The organism is Pseudomonas sp. YH-1 (assembly GCF_051990045.1).
GTDB lineage: Bacteria > Pseudomonadota > Gammaproteobacteria > Pseudomonadales > Pseudomonadaceae > Pseudomonas > Pseudomonas nicosulfuronedens.
Genome location: NZ_CP178184.1, coordinates 3807330 through 3829945, shown reverse-complemented (window position 1 = coordinate 3829945; position 22616 = coordinate 3807330). Strand labels below are relative to the sequence as shown.

The window sequence follows — 22616 nt, the reverse complement described above, 5'->3', positions numbered from 1 at the left end:
CGCACATCGTCTAGGCTGGTCCCCATTCAGCAAAGGGGGACCGACGCATGCACCGACAAGCCAGTGAACTGCAGGCCGCCTACCTGGGCGAAGTCCGCGGTGAGAACTTCTTCCTCGGCCTGGCCGAGCAACTGCCGGAGGGGGCGTCCTCGATGCTCCTGCTGGCGCGACTGGAGCGCCAGACCGGCCTGCGCATGGCGCGGCTGCTGCAACGCCATGGCCTACCGCTGGGCGACACCGCCCACGCCGCCGCCCAGGGCCGCCAGCGTGCCGCCGACTGGCTCGGGCTTGACTGGCCGCAGACCCTGGAAAGGCTCGAAGTGCTGGTGGAGCCCTACGTCCAGCGCTACGACAGCCTTGCCAACCAGGGCGACGACGATGACCGCGACATCCTCGACGACCTGGCCGAGCACGAGCATGCCCTGCTGGAGTTCACCCGCCTCGCCCGCGAGGGGCAGATGAACGCGGCCAAGGCCACCATCAGCCGCCTGCTGGCCGCACCAGCCTGAACCTGACAGGGAGCACATCCATGGCGCTATCGCCTTTCCACCTGGCCATTCCCGTCTACGACCTCGCCCTGGCCCGGCACTTCTACGGCGAGGTATTCGGCCTCGCCGAAGGGCGCAGCAGCGCCCAGTGGGTAGACTTCGACTTCTTCGGCCACCAGCTGGTGATCCACGAGCACCCACGCACCGCCAGCCAGGAGGCGGCGCACACCAATGCCGTCGATGGGCATGACGTGCCGGTACCGCACTTCGGCGTGGTGCTGCCGTGGGAGGACTGGGAGCGTCTGGCGCAAAGGCTGAGCGAGCGCGGCACGCGGTTCGTCATCGAACCCCATGTGCGCTTCCAGGGTCAGGTGGGCGAACAGGCAACGTTGTTCCTCTTCGATCCCTGCGGCAATGCCCTGGAGTTCAAGGCCTTCAAGGACATCGGCCAGCTGTTCGCACGCTGAGTGGCGACCGACCATCCTCCGTGGAATCCGCCTTCAAATCTACTAGAGGTTTCCTACATCGATCTTCCCTAGCCGTTTCTAGGATGGCGCCCGTCCCCACCGTTCACCTCGAGGTGACCCGACGTGCGCCCACTCCGCTGGCTGACCCTTTATCTCTTCTGCATCCTGGGCGCGCCGTTCGCCCTCGCCGATGACTACGACACACCCAATTGGCGTCGCTACGACAACGCTGCCATCGAGCGGACCTACCAGAGCGCGGGATTTTCCGCCCGCGCTATCGAACTGCGCGCACAGATCCGAAGCGCGCGACGGAACCTGAAGGTATCGAGCTCCGCCCGGGAACCGCTCCTGGCGCCCTACCCACAGGCGGAGGAGCACAGGTCGCTGAGCCCACGGGTTACCTCACGCATCATCGAGCGTGCCCATGAACTGATCGGTACGCCTTACCGCTGGGGTGGTGAAAGCGAAGCGTCCGGCTTCGATTGCAGTGGCCTGCTCGTCTACCTGTACAGCACCATCGCCAACCGCAAGCTACCGCGCACCACCACCTCGATGATCGCGCAAAAGCGCAATGCCGTGGATCAGGATGAGCTGCAACCGGGCGATGCGGTGTTCTTCAATCATGACGGCACGGGGCGCGCCAGCCACGTGGGCCTGTACATCGGTGGCGGCCGCTTCATCCACGCACCGCGCACCGGCAAGACCATCCGCATCGACTCGCTGGACAACCACTATTGGCAACGCAGCTATACGACCGCCCGACGCTTCAGCGGGGAATCCGGCTAACCGTCGAATGCAAGTCACCACCTGATCTCTTAATCGGAAAATGCCTACAGGGTTTTGCAGTTTCCCCACGTTAACTCGACGCGGGAGATTTCTAAGATAGCGCCCCGTTCCACTACCTAGTCACACGATGTACCCAAGATGCGCTTCCTCACCTTGCTGAGCACGGTCCTGCTGCTCGCCCTGACCGTTCCCCTCGCCGAAGCCCGCGAAGCAAAGCGCGCAACGCCGCACAAGGCGACGTCGAGCCTGTCCCGTGCCAGCCATGGGAAAGTCGTCAATCGCAACAACGTGCGGCCGCATCGCGACCTGAAGCGCCCACAGCAGTCGGGCGTGCACCCGGCCCAGCCGACCACCAACACACGTGTGGTGGCTCGTGCCCGCCAGCTGATCGGCGTGCCCTACCGCCATGGCGGCACCAGCGTGGCCAACGGCTTCGATTGCAGCGGGCTGTTGGTCTACCTGTTCCGCACCGAGGCCGGCATGAAGCTGCCGCGCACCACCGGTGAGATGATCGAAAGCGGCAGCAAGCGTGTCGGTCGCACCGAACTCAAACCCGGCGACGCCGTGTTCTTCAATCGCAACGGGCGCGGCAACGTCAGCCATGTCGGCCTGTATATCGGCAACAACCAGTTCATCCACGCGCCCAGCACCGGTGGCCGAATTCGCCAGGACTCCCTGGACGACCGCTACTGGGAACGCAGTTTCACCACCGCACGCCGCTTCAACGGCTGACTCCACTTCCACCACCGGACGCCCCCTGACGATGCCCAGCCTGCTGGTCGAGATTGTGCGTTACACCGATGAGTGCTTCGCGGGCTGGGCCGAGTGCCGCCTGATCGACGCTGGCGGGCGCGATTGGCGCTTCCTCAAGCCGCGCGCACTGCTGCGTACCGCCAGCCTGGACGACCGCCTGCCCGCCATCGGGCACATCGCTTGCGAAGTGCTCGAGCGACTGGACGGCACCGTGCTGGTCAGCACCGAATTGCCGCGAGGCGTCCGCTCGCTGGACGGCGAGAGCCGCTTCCGGATCCCCCTCAGCGCCCTGCGCGAGGACTGACGCGGGCTCAGTCCCGCGTCGCCTGCCCTTCCTCGGCGATCTTCGCCGCATCCCAGCCGCCGCCCAGCGCGGCGATCAGCTGCACGCTGGCAGTCAAACGACTGCCGGTGAGGGTCAGCAATGTGCGCTCGTTGGATAGCGCGGTTGTCTGGGTGGTGACCACGTCGCTGTAGTCGATGGTGCCGGCCTTGTACTGGTTGGTGGTCAGGCGCAGCGCCTCGCGCGCGGAATCCAGCGCTTCATGCTGCACACCGCTCTCCTCTTCCAGCACCTTGAGCTGGACCATGTAGTCCTCGACCTCGCGGAAGCTGTCCAGCACGGTCTGCCGGTAGCTGGCCACGGTCTGGTCGTAGCTCGCCTCGGCCTGCTCCACCTGGGAGGCGATCAGCCCGCCGTCGAACAGCGTCATGGCGAACTGCGGGCCGATGGACCAGTAGCGGTTGGGCGTCTCGATCCAGTTCTGGAAGCTGCCGCTTCGGTAGCCGCCAGCGGCTGTAAGGGTCAGGTCGGGGAACCAGGCGGCCTTGGCTACACCGATCTTGGCGTTGGCGGAAATCACCTGGCGCTCGGCGGAAGCCACGTCAGGGCGACGTTGCAGCAGTTCGGATGGCAGCAGCGCCGGCACATTCGGCAGGCTCGGCACGCCCTCTACGGCGGCCAGGGAGAACTGCGCCGGCGGCAGGCCGACCAGCACCGCGATGGCGTGCTCAAGCTGCGCACGCTGGTACTTCAGGTCGATGGCCTGGGCCTCGGTGCTTTTCAGCTGGGTCCGTGCCTGGGCGACGTCGGCCTTGGTAACGATGCCCGCGTTGTACTGGTTCTCGGTGAGCTTGAGCGAACGCTGGTACGCCGTGACCGTGTCGTTGAGCAGTTTGATCTGCTGGTCCATCACGCGCAGTTGCAGGTAGTCCTGGGTCAGCTCCGACTGCAGCGACAGGCGCGAGGCGGCGAGGTCCGCAGCGCTGGCGTCCATGCTGGCGGTGTCGGCCTCCAGCTGTCGACGCAGCTTGCCCCACAGGTCCAGCTCCCAGCTCACGCCAAGGCTCGCCGAATAGCTATTGCTGATCGAACTGCTGCCACCCCCGCTGCTGACGGTGGAGCCGTCAGGCAGGCGCACGCTGCCGCCACTGCCGGTGCCTTGCCCGGAGCGGGTCTTGCCGACGTCGGCGCTGATGGTGGGGAAGAACGAGGAGCGCGCGCCCTTGGCCAGCGCCTGGGCCTGGCGATAGGACGCGACCGACTGTGCCAGGGTCTGGTTGGCGGCAACCAGGCGGGTCTGCAGGTCGTTCAGCTTGGTGTCGCCATACAGTTCCCACCAGGCACCGTGGTTGAAGCCGTCCTGCGGCTTCGCCAACTGCCAGCCCTCGCCCTCCTTGAAGCTGGCGGGCACCGTCAGCTCGGGGCGCTGGTAATCCGGGCCGATGGCGCAACCAGCCAGGGCCACGGCCAGCGCCAGGGGAAGAAGTGAACGGGAACGGATCATACGGGTGTCTCCAGGGCGCCGTCGGTGCGCACGCCGCGCTTCTTGTTGACCCAATGGCGCAGGCGGTCGAGGTAGAGGTAGACGACGGGGGTGGTGTACAGGGTCAGCAACTGGCTGCCGATCAGGCCGCCGACAATGGTCATGCCCAGTGGGCGGCGCAGCGCGGCGTCGCCACCGATGCCGAAGATCAGCGGCAAGGCGCCAAGAATGGCGGCCAGGGTGGTCATCATGATCGGCCGGAAACGCTTCATCGCCGCTTCGAGGATCGCGTCGCGCGGCGACAGGCCAAGGGTGCGTTCGGCGTCCAGGGCGAAGTCGATCATCATGATCGCGTTCTTCTTCACGATGCCGATCAGCAGGATCACCCCGATCAGCGCGATCAGCGACAGCTCGGTGCGAAACAGCATCAGCGTAAGCAGCGCGCCGACGCCCGCCGAGGGCAGCGTGGAGAGAATGGTCAGCGGGTGCACGTAGCTCTCGTAGAGGATGCCCAGCACGATATAGACCGAGATCAGCGCCAGCAGGATCAGCCAGGGCATGTCGTTCTGCGTGTCCTGCACCGCGCCGGCGTTGCCTTCGAAGGTGGCCTGGATTTCCATCGGCAGATGGATGGGTTCCACCGCTGCCAGGATCGCGTCACGGGCCGGGCCGATCTGCGCGCCCTGGGCGAGGTTGAAGGAGAAGGTGGTGGCCGCGAACTGGCCCTGGTGGTTGACCTCCAGCGGCGCCCGGCTCGGCTCGATATGGGTGAAGGCCGAGAGCGGGATGCGCTGCCCTTCGCTGTTGATCACGTAGACCTGGCGCAGCTCCTCCGGCGTCTCCTGGTACGGCTGGGCGACTTCCATCACCACGTGGTACTGGTTCAGCGGGTTGAAGATGGTCGAGACCTGGCGCTGGCCGTAGGAGTTGTTCAGTACCGCGTCCACCTCGGCGACGTTCACGCCCAGGCTCGCCGCGCGATCGCGGTCGATCACCAGGCGGCTCTGTACGCCCTTGTCCTGGGCGTCGCTGTTCACGTCGACGATCTGCGGCACCTTGTTCATCGCCGCCTCGACCTTGGGCGCCCATTCCCGCAGCAGGTTCAGGTCGTCACTGCGCAGGGTGAAGTCGTACTGCGCGTTGCCCTGGCGGCCGCCGATGCGCACGTCCTGGCCCGCGACCAGGAACAGGTTGGCGCCGGGCACCTCTGCCAGCTTCTTGCGCAGGCGGTTGACGATGGCTTCTGCCGAGTCGCGCTCGGTGATGTCCTTGAGGGTGACGAAGAACGAACCGGTGTTGCTCGACTGCCACTTGCCACCGCCGACGAAGCCCACCACGTTCTCCACGCCGGGGTCTTCGGAGAGGATCTTGCGGAACTGCGCCATCTTCTTGTCCAGCGCCTGGAACGAGATGCTCTGGTCGGCCACCGCGAAACCGCGCAGGCGCCCGGAGTCCTGCTGCGGCAGGAAGCCCTTGGGCACCACCACGAACAGGTACAGGTTCAAGGCGATGCAGCCGAGCATGATCATCACCATCAGCCGCGAGTGCTCCAGCGCCCAGCTCAGGCTGGCGCGGTAGCGCTGCATGAAGGCGACGAAATAGCGGTTGCTCTGGCGCTCCACCGAGGCCTTCTTCGGCCCGCGCTCGACGGGCTTGAGCAAGCGCGCGCAGAGCATCGGCGTCAGCGTCAGGGAAACCACCAGCGACACCAGGATGGCCGCCGCCAGGGTCACGGAGAACTCGCGGAACAATCGCCCGGTGATGCCGCCCATGAGCAGCAGCGGGATGAACACCGCCACCAGCGACAGGGTCATCGACAGAACGGTGAAACTCACCTCTCTGGCCCCACGAATGGCGGCCTGGATCGGCGGGTCGCCCTCTTCGATGCGCCGGGCGATGTTCTCCACCACGACGATGGCGTCGTCCACCACGAAGCCGGTGGCGATGATCAGCGCCATCAGCGACAGGTTGTTCAGCGAGAAGCCGCACAGGTACATCACCGCGAAGGTACCCACCAGCGATACCGGCACCGCGAGGCTAGGGATCAGCGTGGCGCGGCCATTGCGCAGGAACAGGTAGACCACCAGGATCACCAGCACCACGGAGATGATCAGGGTCAGCTCGGCTTCTTCCAGGGACGAACGGATCGACGGGCTGCGGTCGTCCATCACCGACAGTTTCACCTGCGGACCGAGCACGTCCTGGATGACCGGCAGCTGCTCGTGGATCGCGTCAGTGGCCTCGATGATGTTGGCGCCGGGCTGGCGGGTGATGATCAGCAGCACCGCTGGCAGGTCGTCGGAGAAGCCGGCGTTGCGCACATCTTCCACCGAGTCGGTGACCGTGGCGACATCCTTCAGGCGTACCGCTGCGCCGGTCTCGGCGTTGTAATGGACGATCAGCGGCGCGTACTCGCTGGCCTTGCGCAGCTGGTCGTTGGCGTCCACCTGCCAGTGCCGCTCACCGAACTCCAGCGAGCCCTTGGGCCCGTCCGCGTTGGTGTTGTTGATGGCGGTGCGCACGGTGTCCAGGGAGATGCCGTAGTGGCTGAGCTGGTCCGGATTGACGTCAACGCGCACTGCCGGCAACGAGGAACCGCCGATGCTCACCTGCCCCACACCCTTCACCTGCGCGAGCTTGGGCGAAACGATGGTCGAGGCTAGGTCGTACATCTCACCACGGGTGTAGGTGTCCGAGGTCAGGGTGAGGATCATGATCGGCATGTCCGACGGGTTCGCCTTGCGGTACGTCGGGTTGTTCGGCATGCCCGAAGGCAGCAGGCTCATGGCCGCGTTGATCGCCGACTGCACCTCGCGCGCGGCGCCGTCGATGTCCTTGGACAGGTCGAACTGCACGATGATGGTGGTGTTGCCCAGAGAGCTGCTGGAGGTCATGTCGGTGACCCCGGCAATGCGCCCCAGCGAGCGCTCCAGCGGCGTCGCCACCGTGGAGGCCATGGTCTCCGGGCTGGCGCCAGGCAGCGCCGCCTGCACCAGGATGGTCGGGAAGTCGACGTTGGGCAGCGGCGCCACCGGCAGCAGGCTGAACGACAGCGCGCCGGCCAGCATCAGCGCCAGGGTCAGCAGGCAGGTGGCGACCGGGCGCAGGATGAACAGGCGCGACAGGCCGCCCATCAGCCGCGCTCCGCCGGGTCAATGCTGTTCACGTCCAGGCCATGGCGCTGCCGCCAGTTGGCCCAGCGCGTGGCGAGGCGATCGAAGTACAGGTAGATCACCGGCGTGGTGAACAGGGTGAGCAACTGGCTGACCAGCAGGCCACCGACCATGGTGACGCCCAGCGGCTGGCGCAGCTCGGCACCGGCACCGCCGGCGAGCATCAGCGGCAAGGCGCCCAGCAGCGCGGCCATGGTGGTCATCAGGATCGGCCGGAAGCGCAGCAGGCAGGCCTGGTAGATCGCCTCATGGGGCGGCTTGCCCTCGTTGCGTTCGGCGTCCAGCGCGAAGTCGATCATCATGATCGCGTTTTTCTTCACGATGCCGATCAGCAGGATGATGCCGATGATCGCCACGATGCCGATGTCCTGCCCCGAGAGCATCAACGCCAGCAGCGCGCCCACGCCTGCCGAAGGCAGCGTGGAAAGGATGGTCACCGGGTGGATGAAGCTCTCGTAGAGGATGCCCAGCACGATGTACATGGTGACGATGGAAGCCAGCACCAGCAGCAGGGTGTTGGACAACGAGGCCTCGAACGCCTGCGCCGCACCCCGGAAGCTGCCCTGCAGGCTGACGGGCATTTCCATCTGTGCCTCGACATCGCGGATCGCCTGCACCGCCTCGCCGAGGGCGACGCCCTTGGCCAGGTTGAAGGAGATGGTCGCGGCCGGGAACTGGGCGATGTGGTTGACCGCCAGCAGCGTGTGGCGCTCCTCCACACGGGCCAGGCTCGACAGGCGCACCTGGGTGCCGTCGCTGGACGGCACGTAGAGGTTCTCCAGCGACTGCGGGCCGATCTGGAATTCCGGCGCCACCTCCAGCACCACGCGGTATTGCGTGGCCTGGGTGAAGATGGTGGAGATCAGCCGCTGGCCGAAGGCGTTGTAGAGCACGCTGTCGATGCTCGACAGGCTCACGCCCAGGCGCGAAGCGGTGTCGCGGTCGATGTTGATGTAGGCCTGCAGGCCCTTGTCCTGCCAGTCGGTGGCCACGTCGGCCAGCTCCGGCAACTGCTGCAGGCGGTCCACCAGGCGCGGTACCCAGTCGGCAAGGACATCCGGGTCGGCGTCCTGCAGGGTGAACTGGTACTGGGTGCGGGCAATGCGGTCCTCGATGGTCAGATCCTGCACCGGCTGCATGTACAACTTGATGCCGGCGATCTGGTCCAGCTCCGGCTGCAGGCGGTGGATCACCTCGCTGGCGGTCACGTCGCGGTCCGCGTGGGGCTTGAGGTTGATCAGCAGGCGGCCGGTGTTGAGCGTGGCGTTGGTGCCATCGACGCCAATGAACGAGGACAGGCTCTCTACCGCCGGGTCCTTCAGCACGATCTTCGCCAGGTCCTGCTGCCGATTGGCCATGGCCTGGAAGGAGATCGACTGCGGCGCCTCGGCGATGCCCTGGATCACCCCGGTGTCCTGCACCGGGAAGAAGCCCTTGGACATGAAGAGGTAGAGCAGCGCGGTGAGCACCACGGTGCCGATGGCGACCAGCAGGGTCAGCGGCTGATGGCGCAGCACCACGCGCAGGGCGGCGGCGTAGCGCTCGATCATGTTGTCGATGAAGCGCCCGGCGGCCCGGGCGAAGCGCCCTTCCTTCTCCGGCTCGATGTGACGCAACAGCTTGGCGCTGAGCATCGGCGTCAGGGTCAGGGAAACGAAGCCCGATATGAGAATCGCCACCGCCAGGGTGATGGCGAATTCGCGGAACAGCCGCCCGGCCACGTCGCCCATGAACAGTAACGGGATCAGTACGGCGATCAGCGAGAAGGTCAGCGAGATGATGGTGAAGCCGATCTGCTTGGAGCCCTTGAGCGCAGCTTCCAGCGGCGGGTCGCCCTTTTCCAGGTAGCGCGCGATGTTCTCCACCATGACGATGGCGTCGTCGACCACGAAACCGGTGGCGATGGTCAGCGCCATCAGTGTCAGGTTGTTGATCGAAAAGCCGGAAAGGTACATCACGCCGAAGGTGCCGATCAGCGACAGCGGCACGGCGAAGCTGGGGATCAGCGTGGCGGAGATATTGCGCAGGAACAGGAAGGTGACCATCACCACCAGGCAGACGGCGAGGAACAGTTCGAACTGCACATCCGCCACCGAGGCGCGGATGGTCGTGGTGCGGTCGGTGAGCACCGTCACTTCCAGGCTGCCGGGCAGGGTCGCCTGCAACTGCGGGAGCATCTTCTTGATACTGTCGACCACCTCGATGACGTTGGCGCCCGGCTGGCGCTGGATGTTCAGCACCACCGCCGGCGAGGTGTTGGCCCAGGCGGCCAGGCGTACGTTCTCGGCGTCGTCTTCCACGCTCGCCACGTCACGTACGCGCAGCGGCGAGCCGTTCTTGTAGGCAATGATCAGGTCGCGGTAGGCGTCGGCGGACTTGAGCTGGTCGTTGGCGTCCAGGGTCGAGGAACGGGTCGGGCCGTCAAAACTGCCCTTGGGGCCATTGAGGTTATTGTTGGTGACGGTGGTCTGCAGGTCTTCCAGGCTCAGGCCGGCAGCCGCCAGCGCGCCGGGGTTGGCGCGGATTCGCACGGCCGGGCGCTGGCCGCCGCTGATGCTGACCAGGCCGACGCCGGAGATCTGCGAGATTTTCTGCGCAAGGCGCGTGTCCACCAGGTCCTGGATCTGCGGCAGCGGCATGTCCGGGGACATCACCGCCAGCGTCAGGATCGGCGCATCCGCCGGGTTCACCTTGCTGTACACCGGCTGGTTCGGCAGGTCCTTGGGCAACAGGCTCTGCGCGGTGTTGATCGCCGCCTGGACTTCCTGCTCGGCCACGTCGAGGTTGATCTGCAGGCTGAACTGCAAGGTGATCACCGAGGCGCCGCCGGAGCTGGTGGAGGACATCTCGTTCAGGCCCGGGATCTGTCCCAGCTGGTTCTCCAGCGGTGCGGTCACCGAGGAGGTCATGATGTCTGGGCTGGCGCCGGGGTACAGGGTCACCACCTGGATGGTCGGGTAGTCCACTTCCGGCAGGGCCGAGATCGGCAGGAAGCGGTAGGCGATGATCCCCGACAGCAGGATTGCCACCATCAGGAGCGTGGTGGCGACCGGCCGCAGGATGAACAGGCGGGACGGGTTCATTCGCTCTTACCGCTGTCCTGGACCGCAGTGTCCGAGCCGAACGGCTTGGCGGTGGACTTGTCGCCCTCTTCCGTCGCGGCCGCGCGGGCCTTCTCGTCGGAGCTGGCGATGGTCATGCGAGTGCCGTCGCGCAGGCGATCGGTGCCTTCGACGACGACGCGGTCGCCCTCCTTCAGGCCCTCGGTGACCACCACGCGCTCGCTCTCACTGGTGCCCAGGGTAACCAGCTGGCGCTTGGCCTTGTTCTCCTCGCCGACCAGGTAGACGTAGGTACCGTCGTTGCCGCGCTGCACTGCGTTGGCCGGGATGGTCAGCACGCCCGGCAGGGTCTCGGCGAGCAGGCGCACGTTGACGAACTGGTTGGGGAACAGCTTGTGGTCGGCGTTCTCGAAACCGGCCTTGAGCTTGACCGTGCCGGTGGTGGTGTCGATCTGGTTGTCCAGGGTCTTCAGCACGCCGGTGGCCAGGGTCTGGTTCTGGTTGCGGTCCAGCGCTTCGACCGGCACCGGCTTGTTGCTGTAAAGCTCGCGGGCGATGGTGCCCAGTTGCTGCTGCGGCAGGCTGAACACCACGGAGATCGGCTTGACCTGGGTGATGACCACCAACGGCGTGGTGTCGCCGGAGGTGACCAGGTTGCCCACGTCCACCTGGCGCAGGCCGACGCGGCCGGAGATGGGCGCGCGCACCTGGGTGAACTCGAGGTTGAGCTTGGCGTCGGCGACCTGGCCCTGGTTGGTCTTCAGGGTGCCCTCGTACTGGCGGACCTGGGCTTCCTGGGTATCCAGGGTCTGCTTGGCGATGGAGTCCTCGGCATACAGGCCCTTGTAGCGGGCGAGGTCGATCTGCGCGTTCTTCAGTTGCGCCTGGTTCTGCAGCAAGGTGCCCTGGGCCTGGTCCAGCGCCGCCTGGAACGGACGCGGGTCGATCACCGCGAGCACGTCGCCGGCCTTTACTTCCTGGCCCTCCTGGAACGGTACCTTGACCAGCTGGCCGCTGACCCGCGCACGAACGTTGACGGTGTTGTAGGCCGTGACCGTACCCAGTGCGTGGTAATGCACCGGCAGGTCACCCTTGGTCACCGGCGCGACGCTGACGGTCACCGCCGTACCGCCCTGCCCCGCGGCCATCTGTCCCGGCCCCGGACGCCCGCCACGCCCACCCTGGGCTGCCGGCGCTCCCGAAGACGTCGAATGCAGCCACATGATCAGCCCCACCACGGCGGCGAACAGCAGCGCCGTGATGAGCCAGGGGCGCAGGGTGCGAAGTTTCGAGGGCGATCCGTTGCTTGCAGTCATGGGGCTCTGTCTTTTGAAAAGGGGGCTTGGCGCAAAGAAGTGAGAATAGCGAGGCTGAACGATAAGCACAGCCAGGCCACAGGCAAAGTCTCTTTACCCGCTATTTACCTTTGATTAACCGTGGCTTACGAAATTCCGGGGCATTGCGACCCGGATTGGCCGGAAGGGTTCCCGGCCTGACGGACCGACCCTGGCGGGTCGGCCCGGCTTTCTCACGAAAGCAGCAGCGTCATCAGGCCAGGGCGGCGATGGCGGCAGCGTAGTTCGGCTCGTCGGCGATTTCACCGACCAGCTCGCTGTGCAGCACCTTGTTCTGCTCGTCCAGCACCACGACAGCACGAGCGGCCAGGCCGGCCAGCGGGCCGTCGGCGATGGCGACGCCGTAGTTGGCGAGGAACTCGCGGCCACGCAGGGTCGACAGGTTCACCACGTTCTCCAGGCCTTCGGCGCCGCAGAAGCGCGCCTGGGCGAACGGCAGGTCAGCGGAGATGCAGAGCACCACGGTGTTGGCCAGCTTGCTCGCCTCGGCGTTGAACTTGCGCACGGAGGTGGCGCAGGTCGGGGTGTCGACGCTGGGGAAGATGTTCAGCACCTTGCGCTTGCCAGCGTAGGTTTCCAGGGTGACGTCGGACAGGTTGCCGGCGACCAGCGACAGGGCCGGAGCCTGCTCGCCTTTCTGCGGCAGCTTGCCATCGACGGAAACCGGGTTGCCCTTGAGGGTGACTTGAGCCATTGCTTGGGTCCTTCTGTGAGGGATGGCGGCGCTGGCGGGTTGCCAGCGCCGCAGGAGGATTCGGGGCCGGAGCAGATGCTAGCACGACTTGCCCGAGCGGATTGCTCGGACATGCATCCTGCCAACCCTCCCCTCAGGCCCGGCTCAAGCGGCAGCCGCTGCGGGAGCGCCGGCAGCAGCGCCCACGAAGGCCTGGTCCTGGAACCCACGCGGCAGGCGCTGGGTGCCGGGCATGGCGGCCAGGCGTTTCTCCCAGAAGCTGCGCCAGTCGTTGTGCACGGCTTCGGCGCGGGCCTTGCGCTGGGCCCGGCGCGCCGCATTGCGGGCCAGACGCCGAGCTTCCTTGTAGACCTCGGTGTTGCGGCAGCTGCGGCATTTCACCCGGTTCAGCTCGCTGGTGGATTCCAGGTGCTTGCCGGCATGACCGCAGGCCAGGTGGCCTTTGACCTTGTAGTGAGTGACCATCGCGGATTCTCCCTGTCCGGCGAGCGCACCCTCGCCGCTTGGCGGTGTCGCAGTCGGGCCAGCGGTGCGTGCCGATTGACTACGACGCTCAGGGAGTTGGACGGGCCGCTACGCGGCGAGGTTCGAATTTTCTGGCGTGGACGAGCCTCAGTGCGTCGCCACCATCCGCGCACCGAACAGCAGGTAGCAGCAACCGGCGAAGCGATCCAGCGCCCGGCGGAAGCGCCGGTAGACTCCGGCCATGCGATCGCTGGCGAAGACCAGGACCACGCAGCAGTACCAGCTGAAAGACAGCGTCACCATCAGCGCGATGGCCATGCCCAGCAATGCAGCCGAGGGCGCAGCCGGCATGGCGGTGGCGAACAGGGTGGCGACGAAGAGAGCGGTCTTGGGGTTGGTCAGGTTGCCCAGCAGGCCGAGGCGGAAGGCGGAAAAGGCGCTGCGCTGCCGCGAGACCTCGGCGAGGCTTTCGCCACCGTCGGCTGGCGCCTTGCGCTTGAGCAGTTTGATGCCGAGGTAGACCAGGTAGGCGCCGCCGGCCAGCTTGAAGCTCAGGTACAGCGCGGGTGCTGCGCTGAACAGTGACTTGATCCCCAAGCCTCCGGCGAGCCCCCAGACCACCGTGCCGCAAGCCACACCCAGCGCAGCGATGAAGCCGTGGCGGCGCGAATGCACGGCAGCAATGCGCGCGGTGGTGAAGAAGTTAGGCCCCGGAGTGACCACCGCCACCGCCCACAGCAGGGCGACGGAAAGCAGCGGTGCGAAGGTGCTGGCGGTCATGGGGAGGCCTCGTCTGAATAAATAGCGAGAGCGCATTCTAGCGCCCTCGCACGCACCTCACTCTTCCAGATGACAGACGCAGCACAGCTTGTTGCCATCCAGGTCGCGCACGTAGGCACCGTAATAGGTCGGCGAGTAGTTCAGGCGCAGGCCGGGCGCGCCCTCGTCCACCCCGCCCAGTTGCACGGCGCGAGCATGGAAACTGTCGACCTGATGCCGCGTGCGCGCCTCGAAGGCGATCAGGCTACCGTTGCCGACGCTGGCCGGCGCACCGTCGATGGGCTCGTAGACGCAGAACACTACGTCGCTGTCCGGGTGGGCGAAGATTGCCCGCTCCGGCTGATGGCGATGCACCTTGAGGACGATCCCCAGCGCGCCCAGTACCTTGCCGTAGAACTCGATGGCGCGTGGCAGGTCGTTGGTGCCGACGGTGATATGGCTGAACATGCCTCGCGCCCTCCTGGCTCAGTTGCCGGCGTGGGCGCGCTCGATGGCGGCCATGTCCAGCTTCCTCATGCCCATTACCGCCTGCAGCGTGCGGCTGGCCTTGGCCTTGTCCCGGTCGGCGACCATATCGCCGACATGGCGCGGGCAGATCTGCCAGGACACTCCGTAGCGATCCTTCAGCCAGCCGCAGATTTGCGCTTCCACCGGCCCGCCAGCGCCAAGCTTGTCCCAGAAGTGGTCGATCTCCTTCTGGCTGTCGCACATCACCTGCAGCGACAGCGCCTCGGTGAAGTTGAAGGCCGGGCCGCCGTTCAGGGCGATGAAGGTCTGGCCATCGAGTTCGAACTCCACCGTCAGCACCGAGCCGGGCACGCCGCCATGGCGGTCCTTCTCGGCCTCGGGGTAATAGGCGGTCTGCACGATCCGCGAGTTGGGGAATATCCCGGTATAGAACTCGGCCGCTTCCTCGGCCTTGCCGTCGAACCACAGGCAGGGGGTGACGCGTTGCAGGCTGGACATGGTGAATCTCCTGATTCTCGCGCGGTCGGCTTGACCGGCATGCAGCTTGGTCGCCTGGGCGACGACGGAATCGACAAGTCTAGGCGGACTTTCGCGCCTCACCGGACGACCGGTCGAGCGGCATGCCGAGTCCGTGGCCAAGAATCCCTGCAAACGAAAAAGGCACCCGAAGGTGCCTGTTCATACTCCGTAGGATGGGTGGAGCGAAGCGATACCCATGCTGTTCGCGCATCGGAATCGATGGGTATCGCTTCGCTCCACGCCATCCTACGAACACCGCTCGCCCCTATCCCCGGCAGTGGGCACTGGAACGAGCGGCATGCGCTGTCGGATCAGCGCGCTACTGCCCTGGCCCGTGCCTGGTGCAGCTTCTTGTAGCTTTCGATCAGGCGCAGGTGCTTGTCGAGGCCTTCCAGCTTGGTGCTGGTGGGCGTCAGGCCGTAGAAGCGCACGCTGCCGTCCAGCGAGCCGAGTACTGCGTCCATGCGCTCGTTGCCGAACATGCGACGGAAATTGGCCTCGAAGTCGGCGATCTCCAGCTCTTCGTCCAGGTGCACTTCCAGCGCCGCATTGAGCGCCTGGTAGAACAGCCCGCGTTCGACGGTGTTGTCGTTGTACTGGAGGAACATCTCCACCAGTTCCTTGGCGTTCTCGAAACGCTTCACGGCCAGGTTGATCAGCAGCTTGAGCTCGAGGATGGTCAACTGGCCCCAGACCGTGTTGTCGTCGAATTCGATGCCGATCAGCGTGGTGATGTCGGTGTAGTCGTCCACCTCGCAGCTCTCCAGGCGCTTGAGCAGCGACTTGAGACGAACGATGTTGAGGCTGTGCAGGTTGAGGATGTCCGCACGGAACGCCAGCGCCTTGTTGGTGTTGTCCCAGATGAGGTCTTCCACCGGGTAGATTTCCGAGTAGCCCGGCACCAGGATGCGGCAGGCGGTGGCGCCCAGGTGCTCGTACACCGCCATGTAGACCTCCTTGCCCTGCTCTTCGAGGATGCCGAACAGGGTCTGTGCTTCCTGCACGTTGGAGTCGTCGCCGTGCCCGGAGAAGTCCCACTCGACGAACTCGAAGTCGGCCTTGGCGCTGAAGAAGCGCCACGACACCACGCCGCTGGAGTCGATGAAGTGCTCGACGAAGTTGTTCGGCTCGGTCACCGCCTGGCTTTCGAAGGTCGGCTTGGGCAGATCGTTGAGGCCTTCGAAGCTGCGGCCCTGGAGCAGTTCCGTGAGGCTGCGCTCCAGCGCCACTTCCAGGCTGGGGTGGGCGCCGAAGGAGGCGAACACGCCGCCGGTGCGCGGGTTCATCAGGGTCACGCACATCACCGGGAACTCGCCGCCCAGGGACGCATCCTTGACCAGCACCGGGAAACCCTGCTCCTCCAGGCCCTTGATGCCGGCGACGATACCCGGGTACTTGGCCAGCACTTCCTGCGGCACATCCGGCAGCGCCAGTTCACCTTCGAGGATTTCACGCTTTACCGCGCGCTCGAAGATTTCCGACAAACACTGCACCTGCGCCTCGGCCAGGGTGTTACCGGCGCTCATGCCGTTGGAGAGGTAGAGGTTCTCGATCAGGTTGGACGGGAAGTACACCGTCTCGCCGTCGGACTGGCGCACGAACGGCAGCGAGCAGATGCCGCGCTCGGTGTTGCCTGAATTGGTGTCATAGAGGTGCGAGCCGCGCAGCTCGCCGTCCGGGTTGTAGATCTCCAGGCAATGCTCGTCGAGGATTTCCTCCGGCAGCGCATCCTTCGCGCCCGGCTTGAACCAGCGCTCGTCGGGGTAATGCACGAACGGCGCGTTGGCGATCTCCTCGCCCCAGAACTGGTCGTTGTAGAAGAAGTTGCAGTTCAGTCGCTCGATGAACTCGCCCAGCGCCGAGGCCAGCGCGCTTTCCTTGGTGGCGCCCTTGCCGTTGGTGAAGCACATCGGCGACTGCGCGTCGCGGATGTGCAGCGACCAGACGTTGGGCACGATGTTGCGCCAGGAGGCGATCTCGATCTTCATCCCCAGGCCGGCGAGGATCTCCGACATGTTGGCGATGGTCTGTTCCAGCGGCAGGTCCTTGCCCTGGATATAGGTGCTGGCGCCGGCGGCGGTGCTCGGCATCAGCAGCGCCTGGGCGTCGGCGTCGAGGTTTTCCACTTCCTCGATGACAAAGTCCGGGCCGGTCTGCACCACCTTCTTCACCGTGCAGCGGTCGATGGAGCGCAGGATGCCGTGGCGGTCCTTCTCGGAGATGTCCGCCGGCAGCTCTACCTGGATCTTGAAGATCTGCTTGTAGCGGTTTTCCGGGTCGACGATGTTGTTCTGCGACAGGCGGATATTGTCCGTGGGGATGTCACGGGTCTGGCAGTAGAGCTTGACGAAGTAAGCCGCGCACAGCGCCGAGGAAGCCAGGAAGTAGTCGAACGGACCGGGAGCCGAGCCATCGCCCTTGTAGCGAATGGGCTGGTCGGCAATCACCGTGAAGTCATCGAACTTGGCTTCGAGTCGGAGGTTGTCGAGAAAATTGACCTTGATTTCCATGCGGGCATTACCGTGAAAAAGTAGAAAGCGAACGGGCCGGCATTATCCGGACAAAAGCGCCCCGGGGATATCCCGATATGCCCGGCGCCGGTCGGGAAGCCTGCTCTCACGGCAGCTGCGCAATCGACGCGCGGTCGAGCGCAGGCAGCCTGTAGCCCCGTGCTTCGGGTAAGATGCGCCGCCTCAAGCGCCCGCTACCCCGTACAGAAGGAATCCACCGTGCTCACATCCCAGGTCATCATCATCGGCGCCGGCGCCGCGGGACTGATGTGCGCCATGAGCGCTGCCGCGCGCGGGCGGCAGGTCCTGCTGATCGACCACGCCAACAAGGCCGGCAAGAAGATCCTCATGTCCGGTGGCGGGCGCTGCAACTTCACCAATATGTACTGCGAGCCGGTCAACTTCCTGTCGCACAACCCGCACTTCTGCAAGTCCGCGCTGGCGCGCTTCACCCAGTGGGACTTCATCGCCCTGGTGGCCAAGCACGGTGTGCCCTACCACGAGAAGAAGCTCGGCCAGCTGTTCTGCGATAACAAGTCCAGCGACATCCTCGGCCTGCTGCTGGACGAGTGCGAACAGGCCGGCGTCGACCTGCGCCTGGATACCTCGGTAAGCGAGATCGCCCGCCTCGACGAAGGCGGCTACCAGTTGCAGACCAGCCTCGGCCCGGCGCGCTGCGAGTCGCTGGTGATCGCCACCGGCGGCCTGTCCATCCCGACCCTGGGCGCCACCGGCTTCGGCTACCAGATCGCCCGCCAGTTCGGCCACAGTGTGCTGCCGACCCGCGCCGGCCTGGTGCCCTTCACGATCACCGACCCGCAGCTCAAGGCCCTGTGCACCGAGCTGTCGGGCACCTCGGTGGAGGACTGCCGGGTCAGTTGCAACGGCCAGAGCTTCGTCGAGAACATCCTGTTCACCCACCGCGGCCTCAGCGGCCCGGCGATCCTGCAGATTTCCTCGTACTGGCAGCCGGGCGACACCATCAGCATCGACCTGCTGCCACGTGTCGACCTGCCCGTCTGGCTCGTCGAGCAGCAGCGCGAGCGCCCAAACAGCGAGCTGAAGACGCTGCTGGGCGAGCTGTTCACCAAGAAGATGGCCGGCCTGCTGGCCGAGCAGTGGTTCGTCTCCAAGCCCATGAAGCAGTACACACCGGGCGAGCTGAAGGCGATCGCCGAGCGCCTGGGCGACTGGCAGCTGGTGCCGGCCGGCACCGAAGGCTACCGCACGGCGGAAGTCACCCTGGGCGGCGTCGATACCCGCGAGGTGTCGTCCAAGACCCTGGAATCGCTGAAATCCCCTGGCCTCTATTTCGTCGGCGAAGTGCTGGACGTCACCGGCCACCTGGGCGGCTTCAACTTCCAGTGGGCCTGGGCTTCGGGCTACGCGGCGGCGCAGTTCGTCTAGGGCATCGATGCAATCGTCGACCGGGCGAGCGGCAGGCCCGGTCGTTCCACATCAAGTGTGACGGCGGCAGAGCCCTAGACTGGGACACCAGACCCGGCCAGTCCGGCGCGGGTATCGAACCCGGAGCCGCCATGCCAACGCTCGCCAGCCGTACCCTCGACAACGGACTCGACACTGGCCTGGAACGCCAGGGCCGCATCGACCTCGCCTGCGCCTTCCGCTGGGCCGCACGCCTGAACCTGCACGAAGCCATCGCCAACCATTTCAGCCTGGCGCTGTCGGCCGACGGCCGCGATTTCCTCATCAACCCCTACGGCCGGCACTTCTCGCAGATGCGCGCCAGCGACCTGCTGCGCCTGCACACCGACGACCCCGAGGCGCTCAATCGCCCCGACGCACCGGACATCACCGCCTGGGCGCTGCACGGCGCGCTGCACCGCAACAACCCGCAGGCACGCTGCATCCTGCATGTGCACTCGAAGTACGCCACTGCCCTCGCGTGCCTGGCCGACTCACGCCTGCCACCCATCGAGCAGAACAGCATGCGCTTCTTCGAACGAGTAGCCATCGACGAAGGCTTCGACGGCATGGGCCTGGGCGACGAGGCCGAGCGCGTCAGCCGCCTGCTGGGCGACAAGCCGATCCTGCTGATGGGCAACCACGGCTTGCTGGTCGCGGCACCCAGCGTGGCCCGGGCCTTCGATGACCTCTACTACTTCGAGCGGGCCTGCGAGGTCTACCTCACCGCCCTGGCCAGCGGCCGCCCACTGCGCATCGCCAGCGACGAGGTGGCGCGCAAGACCATGCAGCAATGGCTGGATTATCCGGGCTTCGCCGAGCGGCATTTCTCGGCACTGCGGGAGATGCTGCTGGAGAGCGAGCCCAACTTCGCGGGTTGACAGGCCTCTGTAGGAGCGAGCTTGCTCGCGAACCACTCGACGGCAGTTCGGTGCATCCGGCGGTTCGCGAGCAAGCTCGCTCCTACAAAAGGGCGACCGCGCAGTGCTGGCTATCGCGCCCTACGAGAGTCGCTAGAACGTAGGGCGCATAACGCCACAGGCGTTATCCGCCGTGAATGGCGGATAACCCGCTCCGGGTTATTCGCCCTACGAGGTGCTGACGCCCCAAGTTGCAGACATGCGTGGGAGCGGACTCCGTCCGCGATCGCCCCCGCTTCGCACCAGACACCATCGCGGACAGAGTCCGCTCCTACGAAAAGCCTTTACGCCGTCAGCTATCGCGCCCCAGCGGCTGGCGCATCACCGGTGCGGTATAGGTCTGGGTGCGGTCCGCGCTGGGCGGGCAGCCGAAATGGGCGCGGTAGGCGCGGGAGAAATGCTCCAGCGAACCGAAGCCGGAGCTGGCCGCCACCTGCGCCACGCTCAGGCGTGTCTGTTGCAGCAGGCTGTGCGCACGCCCCAGGCGCAGGACGATGTAGTACTTGAGCGGCGACAATCCCGTGTGCTGCTTGAACTGTCGTTCCAGCTGACGGCGCGAGAGGCCGACCCGTTCGGCAATGGCATCGCACTCCAACGGTTCCTCCAGCGCCTGCTCCATCAGCGCGATGGCGCGGCGTACCTTGCCACCGTGGGCGTGGGCATCGCTCTGCCGGCCCTGCAACTGGTGCGCGCCAGGCTCGCGGGTTTCGCCCAGCAAGAGATGCATGGCGATCTCCCGCGACAGGTCAGCGTCCACCCGCTGGGCGATCCAGCCCAGCATCAGGTCGAGGATGGCGCTGGCCCCGGCGCAGGTCAGGCGCTGACGGTCGAGGGTGTAGAGCTGCGCGCGGGCCTGGACCTTCGGGTAACTCTCCTGGAAGCCCTGCAGATTGTCCCAGTGCACCGCCGCCGGAAAGCCATCGAGTACCCCGGCGGCCGCCAGCAGCTCGGTGCCGGTCTCGATGCCCGCCAGCGTGGTGCCGAACGCCGCCTGCCGGCGCAGCCAGCTTTTCAGTGGGCGATTGCGCGCATGCTTGTGCACGTCGAAGCTGGCGATGACGAAACAGGCATCCCAGCCGCGCTCCGGGTCGATGGCCTCGTGCACCACGCTGGTCAGGCCATTGCTGGCCGTGACCGGTTCACCGTCGAGCGACAGCAGCTGCCACTCGAACAGCGCCTCGCCGCCCAACCAGTTGGCAATGGCCAGCGGCTCCACGACCGCCGCCAACCCCAGGCCGGGAAACGACGGCAACAGCAGCAGCCCCACCCGCAAGGGCTCGCGGCGAAACCGGGAAGGCGGTGCAACACTGGCCATCGACTCTCCTTAGCGTTGTTGGTACTGCCACTGCGGGTGCAACCAGACCGGCACACTGGCCGCCGGCAGCGGAGGTATTCCCCGGATCATATCGCTGGCCTTCTCGGCGATCATCACCGTTGGCGCATTGGTGTTACCGCTGACGATACTCGGCATGATCGACGCATCCACCACCCGCAACCCCAGCAGCCCATGTACGCGTAGCTGCGGATCGACCACCGCCTCGGGATCGTTGGCCGGCCCCATCTTGCAGGTACCACTGGCGTGGTAGCCGGTCTCGGTGACCCGGCGCGCCCAGGCGTCCAGTTCGTCATCGCTGTGGGCCAGCGGGCCGGGAGTCAGCTCTTGCCCCGCCAGACCGCGCATGGACGGTTGGCGCATCAATTCGCGCACCAGCCTCGCGCCGGCCCGCATGTCGGCGCGGTCCCGTTCGGTCTGCAGGTAATTGAAGAGAATGCGCGGCGCCTGCCGTGCCTCGGCACTGCGCAAGGTCACGCTGCCCAGGCTGGTGGGACGCATCAGGTCGATGTGCACCTGGAAGGCATGGTCCGGCACCGGGGCCACGCTGCCCGGCTGCACCGCCAGTGGCATGAAGGTCAGTTGCAGATCAGGGTGTTCGACGCCAGCGCGCGAACGGATGAAGGCTCCCGCCTCGAAATGGTTGCTCGCCGCCAGCCCATCGTGGTTGACGAACCAGCGGGCGCCAATCCACCACTTGCCCGGCGCGCGGGTCCAGGGATAGATCGACACCGGTGCCTTGCACATGAACTGCACGACGCTATCCGGATGATCGTTCAGCCGCCGGCCCACGCCGGGCAGGTCGTGCTTGACCGCGATGCCCAGCTGGCGCAGCTCATCCGCCGGGCCGATGCCGGACAGCAACAGCAGGTGCGGCGAATTGATCGCCCCGGCGGTCAGCAGCACTTCGCGGCTCGCACGGGCGGTCAGCGCCTGGCCGTTCTGTTCGTATTCCACGCCCACCGCGCGATCACCCTCGAAGACAACACGCAGCGCCAGCGCCCCCGTGGCGACGGTGACATTGCCGCGCCCCAGCGCCTCGCTCAGATACCCACGCGAAGTGCTCCAGCGCCGCCCCTGGCGCGTGGTGCGGTCCACCGGGCCGAAGCCTTCCTGGCGGTGGCCGTTGAGATCGCTACTGCGCCCGTAGCCGGCCTCCTCGCCGGCCGCGACGAAAGCCGCGCACAGCGGCGTATCGATGTTGCCCGGCGTGACATGCAGATGCCCCGCCGCGCCGTGGTAGTCATCGGCGCCGTTGGCGTGGTTCTCAGAGCGAATGAAGTACGGCAGCACGCGCTGGTAATCCCAGCCTTCGCAGCCCTGCGCGGCCCAGCCGTCGTAATCGCGGGCGTGGCCACGGATGTAGACCATGCCGTTGATCGACGACGAGCCGCCCAGCGTACGCCCACGCGGCGTGGCGATACGGCGGCCATCCAGGTACGGCTCCGGCTCGCTGCTGTAGCTCCAGTTGTAGCGGCTGCCGCCAACGACGATGCCCACCGCCGAGGGCATGTCGATGGTCCAGCTTTCATCCGCCGGGCCCGCTTCCAGCAGCAGGATGCGCACGGCCGGATCGGCGCCCAGGCGGTTGGCCAACACGCAGCCGGCCGACCCCGCGCCGACGATGACGTAGTCGTAGTCCATGGCCATTC

The 22616-nt window shown here is 66.1% G+C and carries 19 protein-coding genes; 7 read left to right on the top strand and 12 right to left on the bottom strand.

Annotated features, from left to right (window positions below; genetic code table 11):
* Window positions 1–47: 47 nt before the first annotated feature.
* From ACKI1H_RS17730 to ACKI1H_RS17710, 5 genes are all read left to right on the top strand, one after another.
* Entirely contained in the window at window positions 48–509 is a 462-nt protein-coding gene (locus ACKI1H_RS17730; protein ID WP_138522937.1) for a hypothetical protein, read from the top strand.
* A 20-nt stretch (window positions 510–529) separates the two neighbouring features.
* Window positions 530–955: a VOC family protein gene (locus ACKI1H_RS17725; RefSeq protein WP_138522934.1), complete on the top strand. Its 426-nt coding sequence runs from the start codon at window positions 530–532 to the stop codon at window positions 953–955.
* 348 nt (window positions 956–1303) lie between these two features.
* Window positions 1304–1741, top strand: coding sequence for a C40 family peptidase (locus ACKI1H_RS17720; protein WP_425049024.1), 438 nt, complete (start codon window positions 1304–1306; stop codon window positions 1739–1741).
* 138 nt (window positions 1742–1879) lie between these two features.
* Complete coding sequence (locus ACKI1H_RS17715; protein ID WP_440465783.1) at window positions 1880–2473, top strand: C40 family peptidase; 594 nt, start codon at window positions 1880–1882, stop codon at window positions 2471–2473.
* 31 nt (window positions 2474–2504) lie between these two features.
* The gene (locus ACKI1H_RS17710) at window positions 2505–2798 is read left to right on the top strand and encodes a hypothetical protein (RefSeq protein WP_138522926.1); all 294 of its coding nucleotides are present in this window, start codon (window positions 2505–2507) and stop codon (window positions 2796–2798) included.
* Window positions 2799–2805: 7 nt separating this feature from the next.
* On the opposite strand, the gene ACKI1H_RS17705 is transcribed toward ACKI1H_RS17710, so the two are convergent.
* The 10 genes from ACKI1H_RS17705 to ACKI1H_RS17660 form a co-directional block, all read right to left on the bottom strand.
* Window positions 2806–4281, bottom strand: a complete 1476-nt coding sequence (locus ACKI1H_RS17705) for an efflux transporter outer membrane subunit (protein WP_440465782.1) — start codon at window positions 4279–4281, stop codon at window positions 2806–2808.
* Window positions 4278–7394 carry a multidrug efflux RND transporter permease subunit gene (locus ACKI1H_RS17700; protein ID WP_440465781.1) on the bottom strand — a complete coding sequence of 1039 codons (3117 nt, stop codon included), beginning with the start codon at window positions 7392–7394 and terminating at the stop codon, window positions 4278–4280. Before ACKI1H_RS17700 ends, ACKI1H_RS17705 begins: the two co-directional genes overlap by 4 nt.
* Window positions 7394–10516 (bottom strand): MdtB/MuxB family multidrug efflux RND transporter permease subunit, encoded by a 3123-nt coding sequence (locus tag ACKI1H_RS17695; RefSeq protein WP_440465780.1) that lies wholly within the window; start codon window positions 10514–10516, stop codon window positions 7394–7396. The genes ACKI1H_RS17700 and ACKI1H_RS17695 overlap by 1 nt, the downstream gene beginning before the upstream one ends.
* On the bottom strand, window positions 10513–11811 hold the full coding sequence (locus ACKI1H_RS17690) for an MdtA/MuxA family multidrug efflux RND transporter periplasmic adaptor subunit (RefSeq protein WP_440465779.1): 1299 nt from the start codon (window positions 11809–11811) through the stop codon (window positions 10513–10515). The genes ACKI1H_RS17695 and ACKI1H_RS17690 overlap by 4 nt, the downstream gene beginning before the upstream one ends.
* Before the next feature lie 232 nt (window positions 11812–12043).
* Window positions 12044–12544: a thiol peroxidase gene (gene tpx / locus ACKI1H_RS17685; RefSeq protein ID WP_024762304.1), complete on the bottom strand. Its 501-nt coding sequence runs from the start codon at window positions 12542–12544 to the stop codon at window positions 12044–12046.
* 144 nt (window positions 12545–12688) lie between these two features.
* The gene (locus ACKI1H_RS17680) at window positions 12689–13009 is read right to left on the bottom strand and encodes a hypothetical protein (RefSeq protein WP_138522916.1); all 321 of its coding nucleotides are present in this window, start codon (window positions 13007–13009) and stop codon (window positions 12689–12691) included.
* 147 nt (window positions 13010–13156) lie between these two features.
* Window positions 13157–13789 (bottom strand): LysE family transporter, encoded by a 633-nt coding sequence (locus ACKI1H_RS17675; RefSeq protein WP_440465778.1) that lies wholly within the window; start codon window positions 13787–13789, stop codon window positions 13157–13159.
* Between the two features lie 57 nt (window positions 13790–13846).
* A complete protein-coding gene (locus ACKI1H_RS17670) occupies window positions 13847–14236 on the bottom strand; it encodes a VOC family protein (protein ID WP_440465777.1) in 390 nt (129 codons plus the stop codon).
* Window positions 14237–14254: 18 nt separating this feature from the next.
* Entirely contained in the window at window positions 14255–14755 is a 501-nt protein-coding gene (locus ACKI1H_RS17665) for a VOC family protein (protein ID WP_440465776.1), read from the bottom strand.
* Between the two features lie 332 nt (window positions 14756–15087).
* On the bottom strand, window positions 15088–17286 hold the full coding sequence (locus ACKI1H_RS17660) for an OsmC domain/YcaO domain-containing protein (protein ID WP_440465775.1): 2199 nt from the start codon (window positions 17284–17286) through the stop codon (window positions 15088–15090).
* 219 nt (window positions 17287–17505) lie between these two features.
* Between ACKI1H_RS17660 and ACKI1H_RS17655 the strand changes: the two genes are divergently transcribed.
* Both ACKI1H_RS17655 and ACKI1H_RS17650 read left to right on the top strand, forming a co-directional pair.
* Entirely contained in the window at window positions 17506–18693 is a 1188-nt protein-coding gene (locus tag ACKI1H_RS17655) for an NAD(P)/FAD-dependent oxidoreductase (protein WP_440465774.1), read from the top strand.
* A 131-nt stretch (window positions 18694–18824) separates the two neighbouring features.
* The gene (locus tag ACKI1H_RS17650) at window positions 18825–19592 is read left to right on the top strand and encodes a class II aldolase and adducin N-terminal domain-containing protein (RefSeq protein ID WP_440465773.1); all 768 of its coding nucleotides are present in this window, start codon (window positions 18825–18827) and stop codon (window positions 19590–19592) included.
* 331 nt (window positions 19593–19923) lie between these two features.
* Here the strand turns inward: ACKI1H_RS17650 and ACKI1H_RS17645 are convergent, their stop codons facing one another.
* Both ACKI1H_RS17645 and ACKI1H_RS17640 read right to left on the bottom strand, forming a co-directional pair.
* Entirely contained in the window at window positions 19924–20946 is a 1023-nt protein-coding gene (locus ACKI1H_RS17645) for a GlxA family transcriptional regulator (RefSeq protein WP_440465772.1), read from the bottom strand.
* Window positions 20947–20955: 9 nt separating this feature from the next.
* Window positions 20956–22614: a choline dehydrogenase gene (locus tag ACKI1H_RS17640; RefSeq protein WP_440465771.1), complete on the bottom strand. Its 1659-nt coding sequence runs from the start codon at window positions 22612–22614 to the stop codon at window positions 20956–20958.
* Window positions 22615–22616 lie beyond the last annotated feature (2 nt).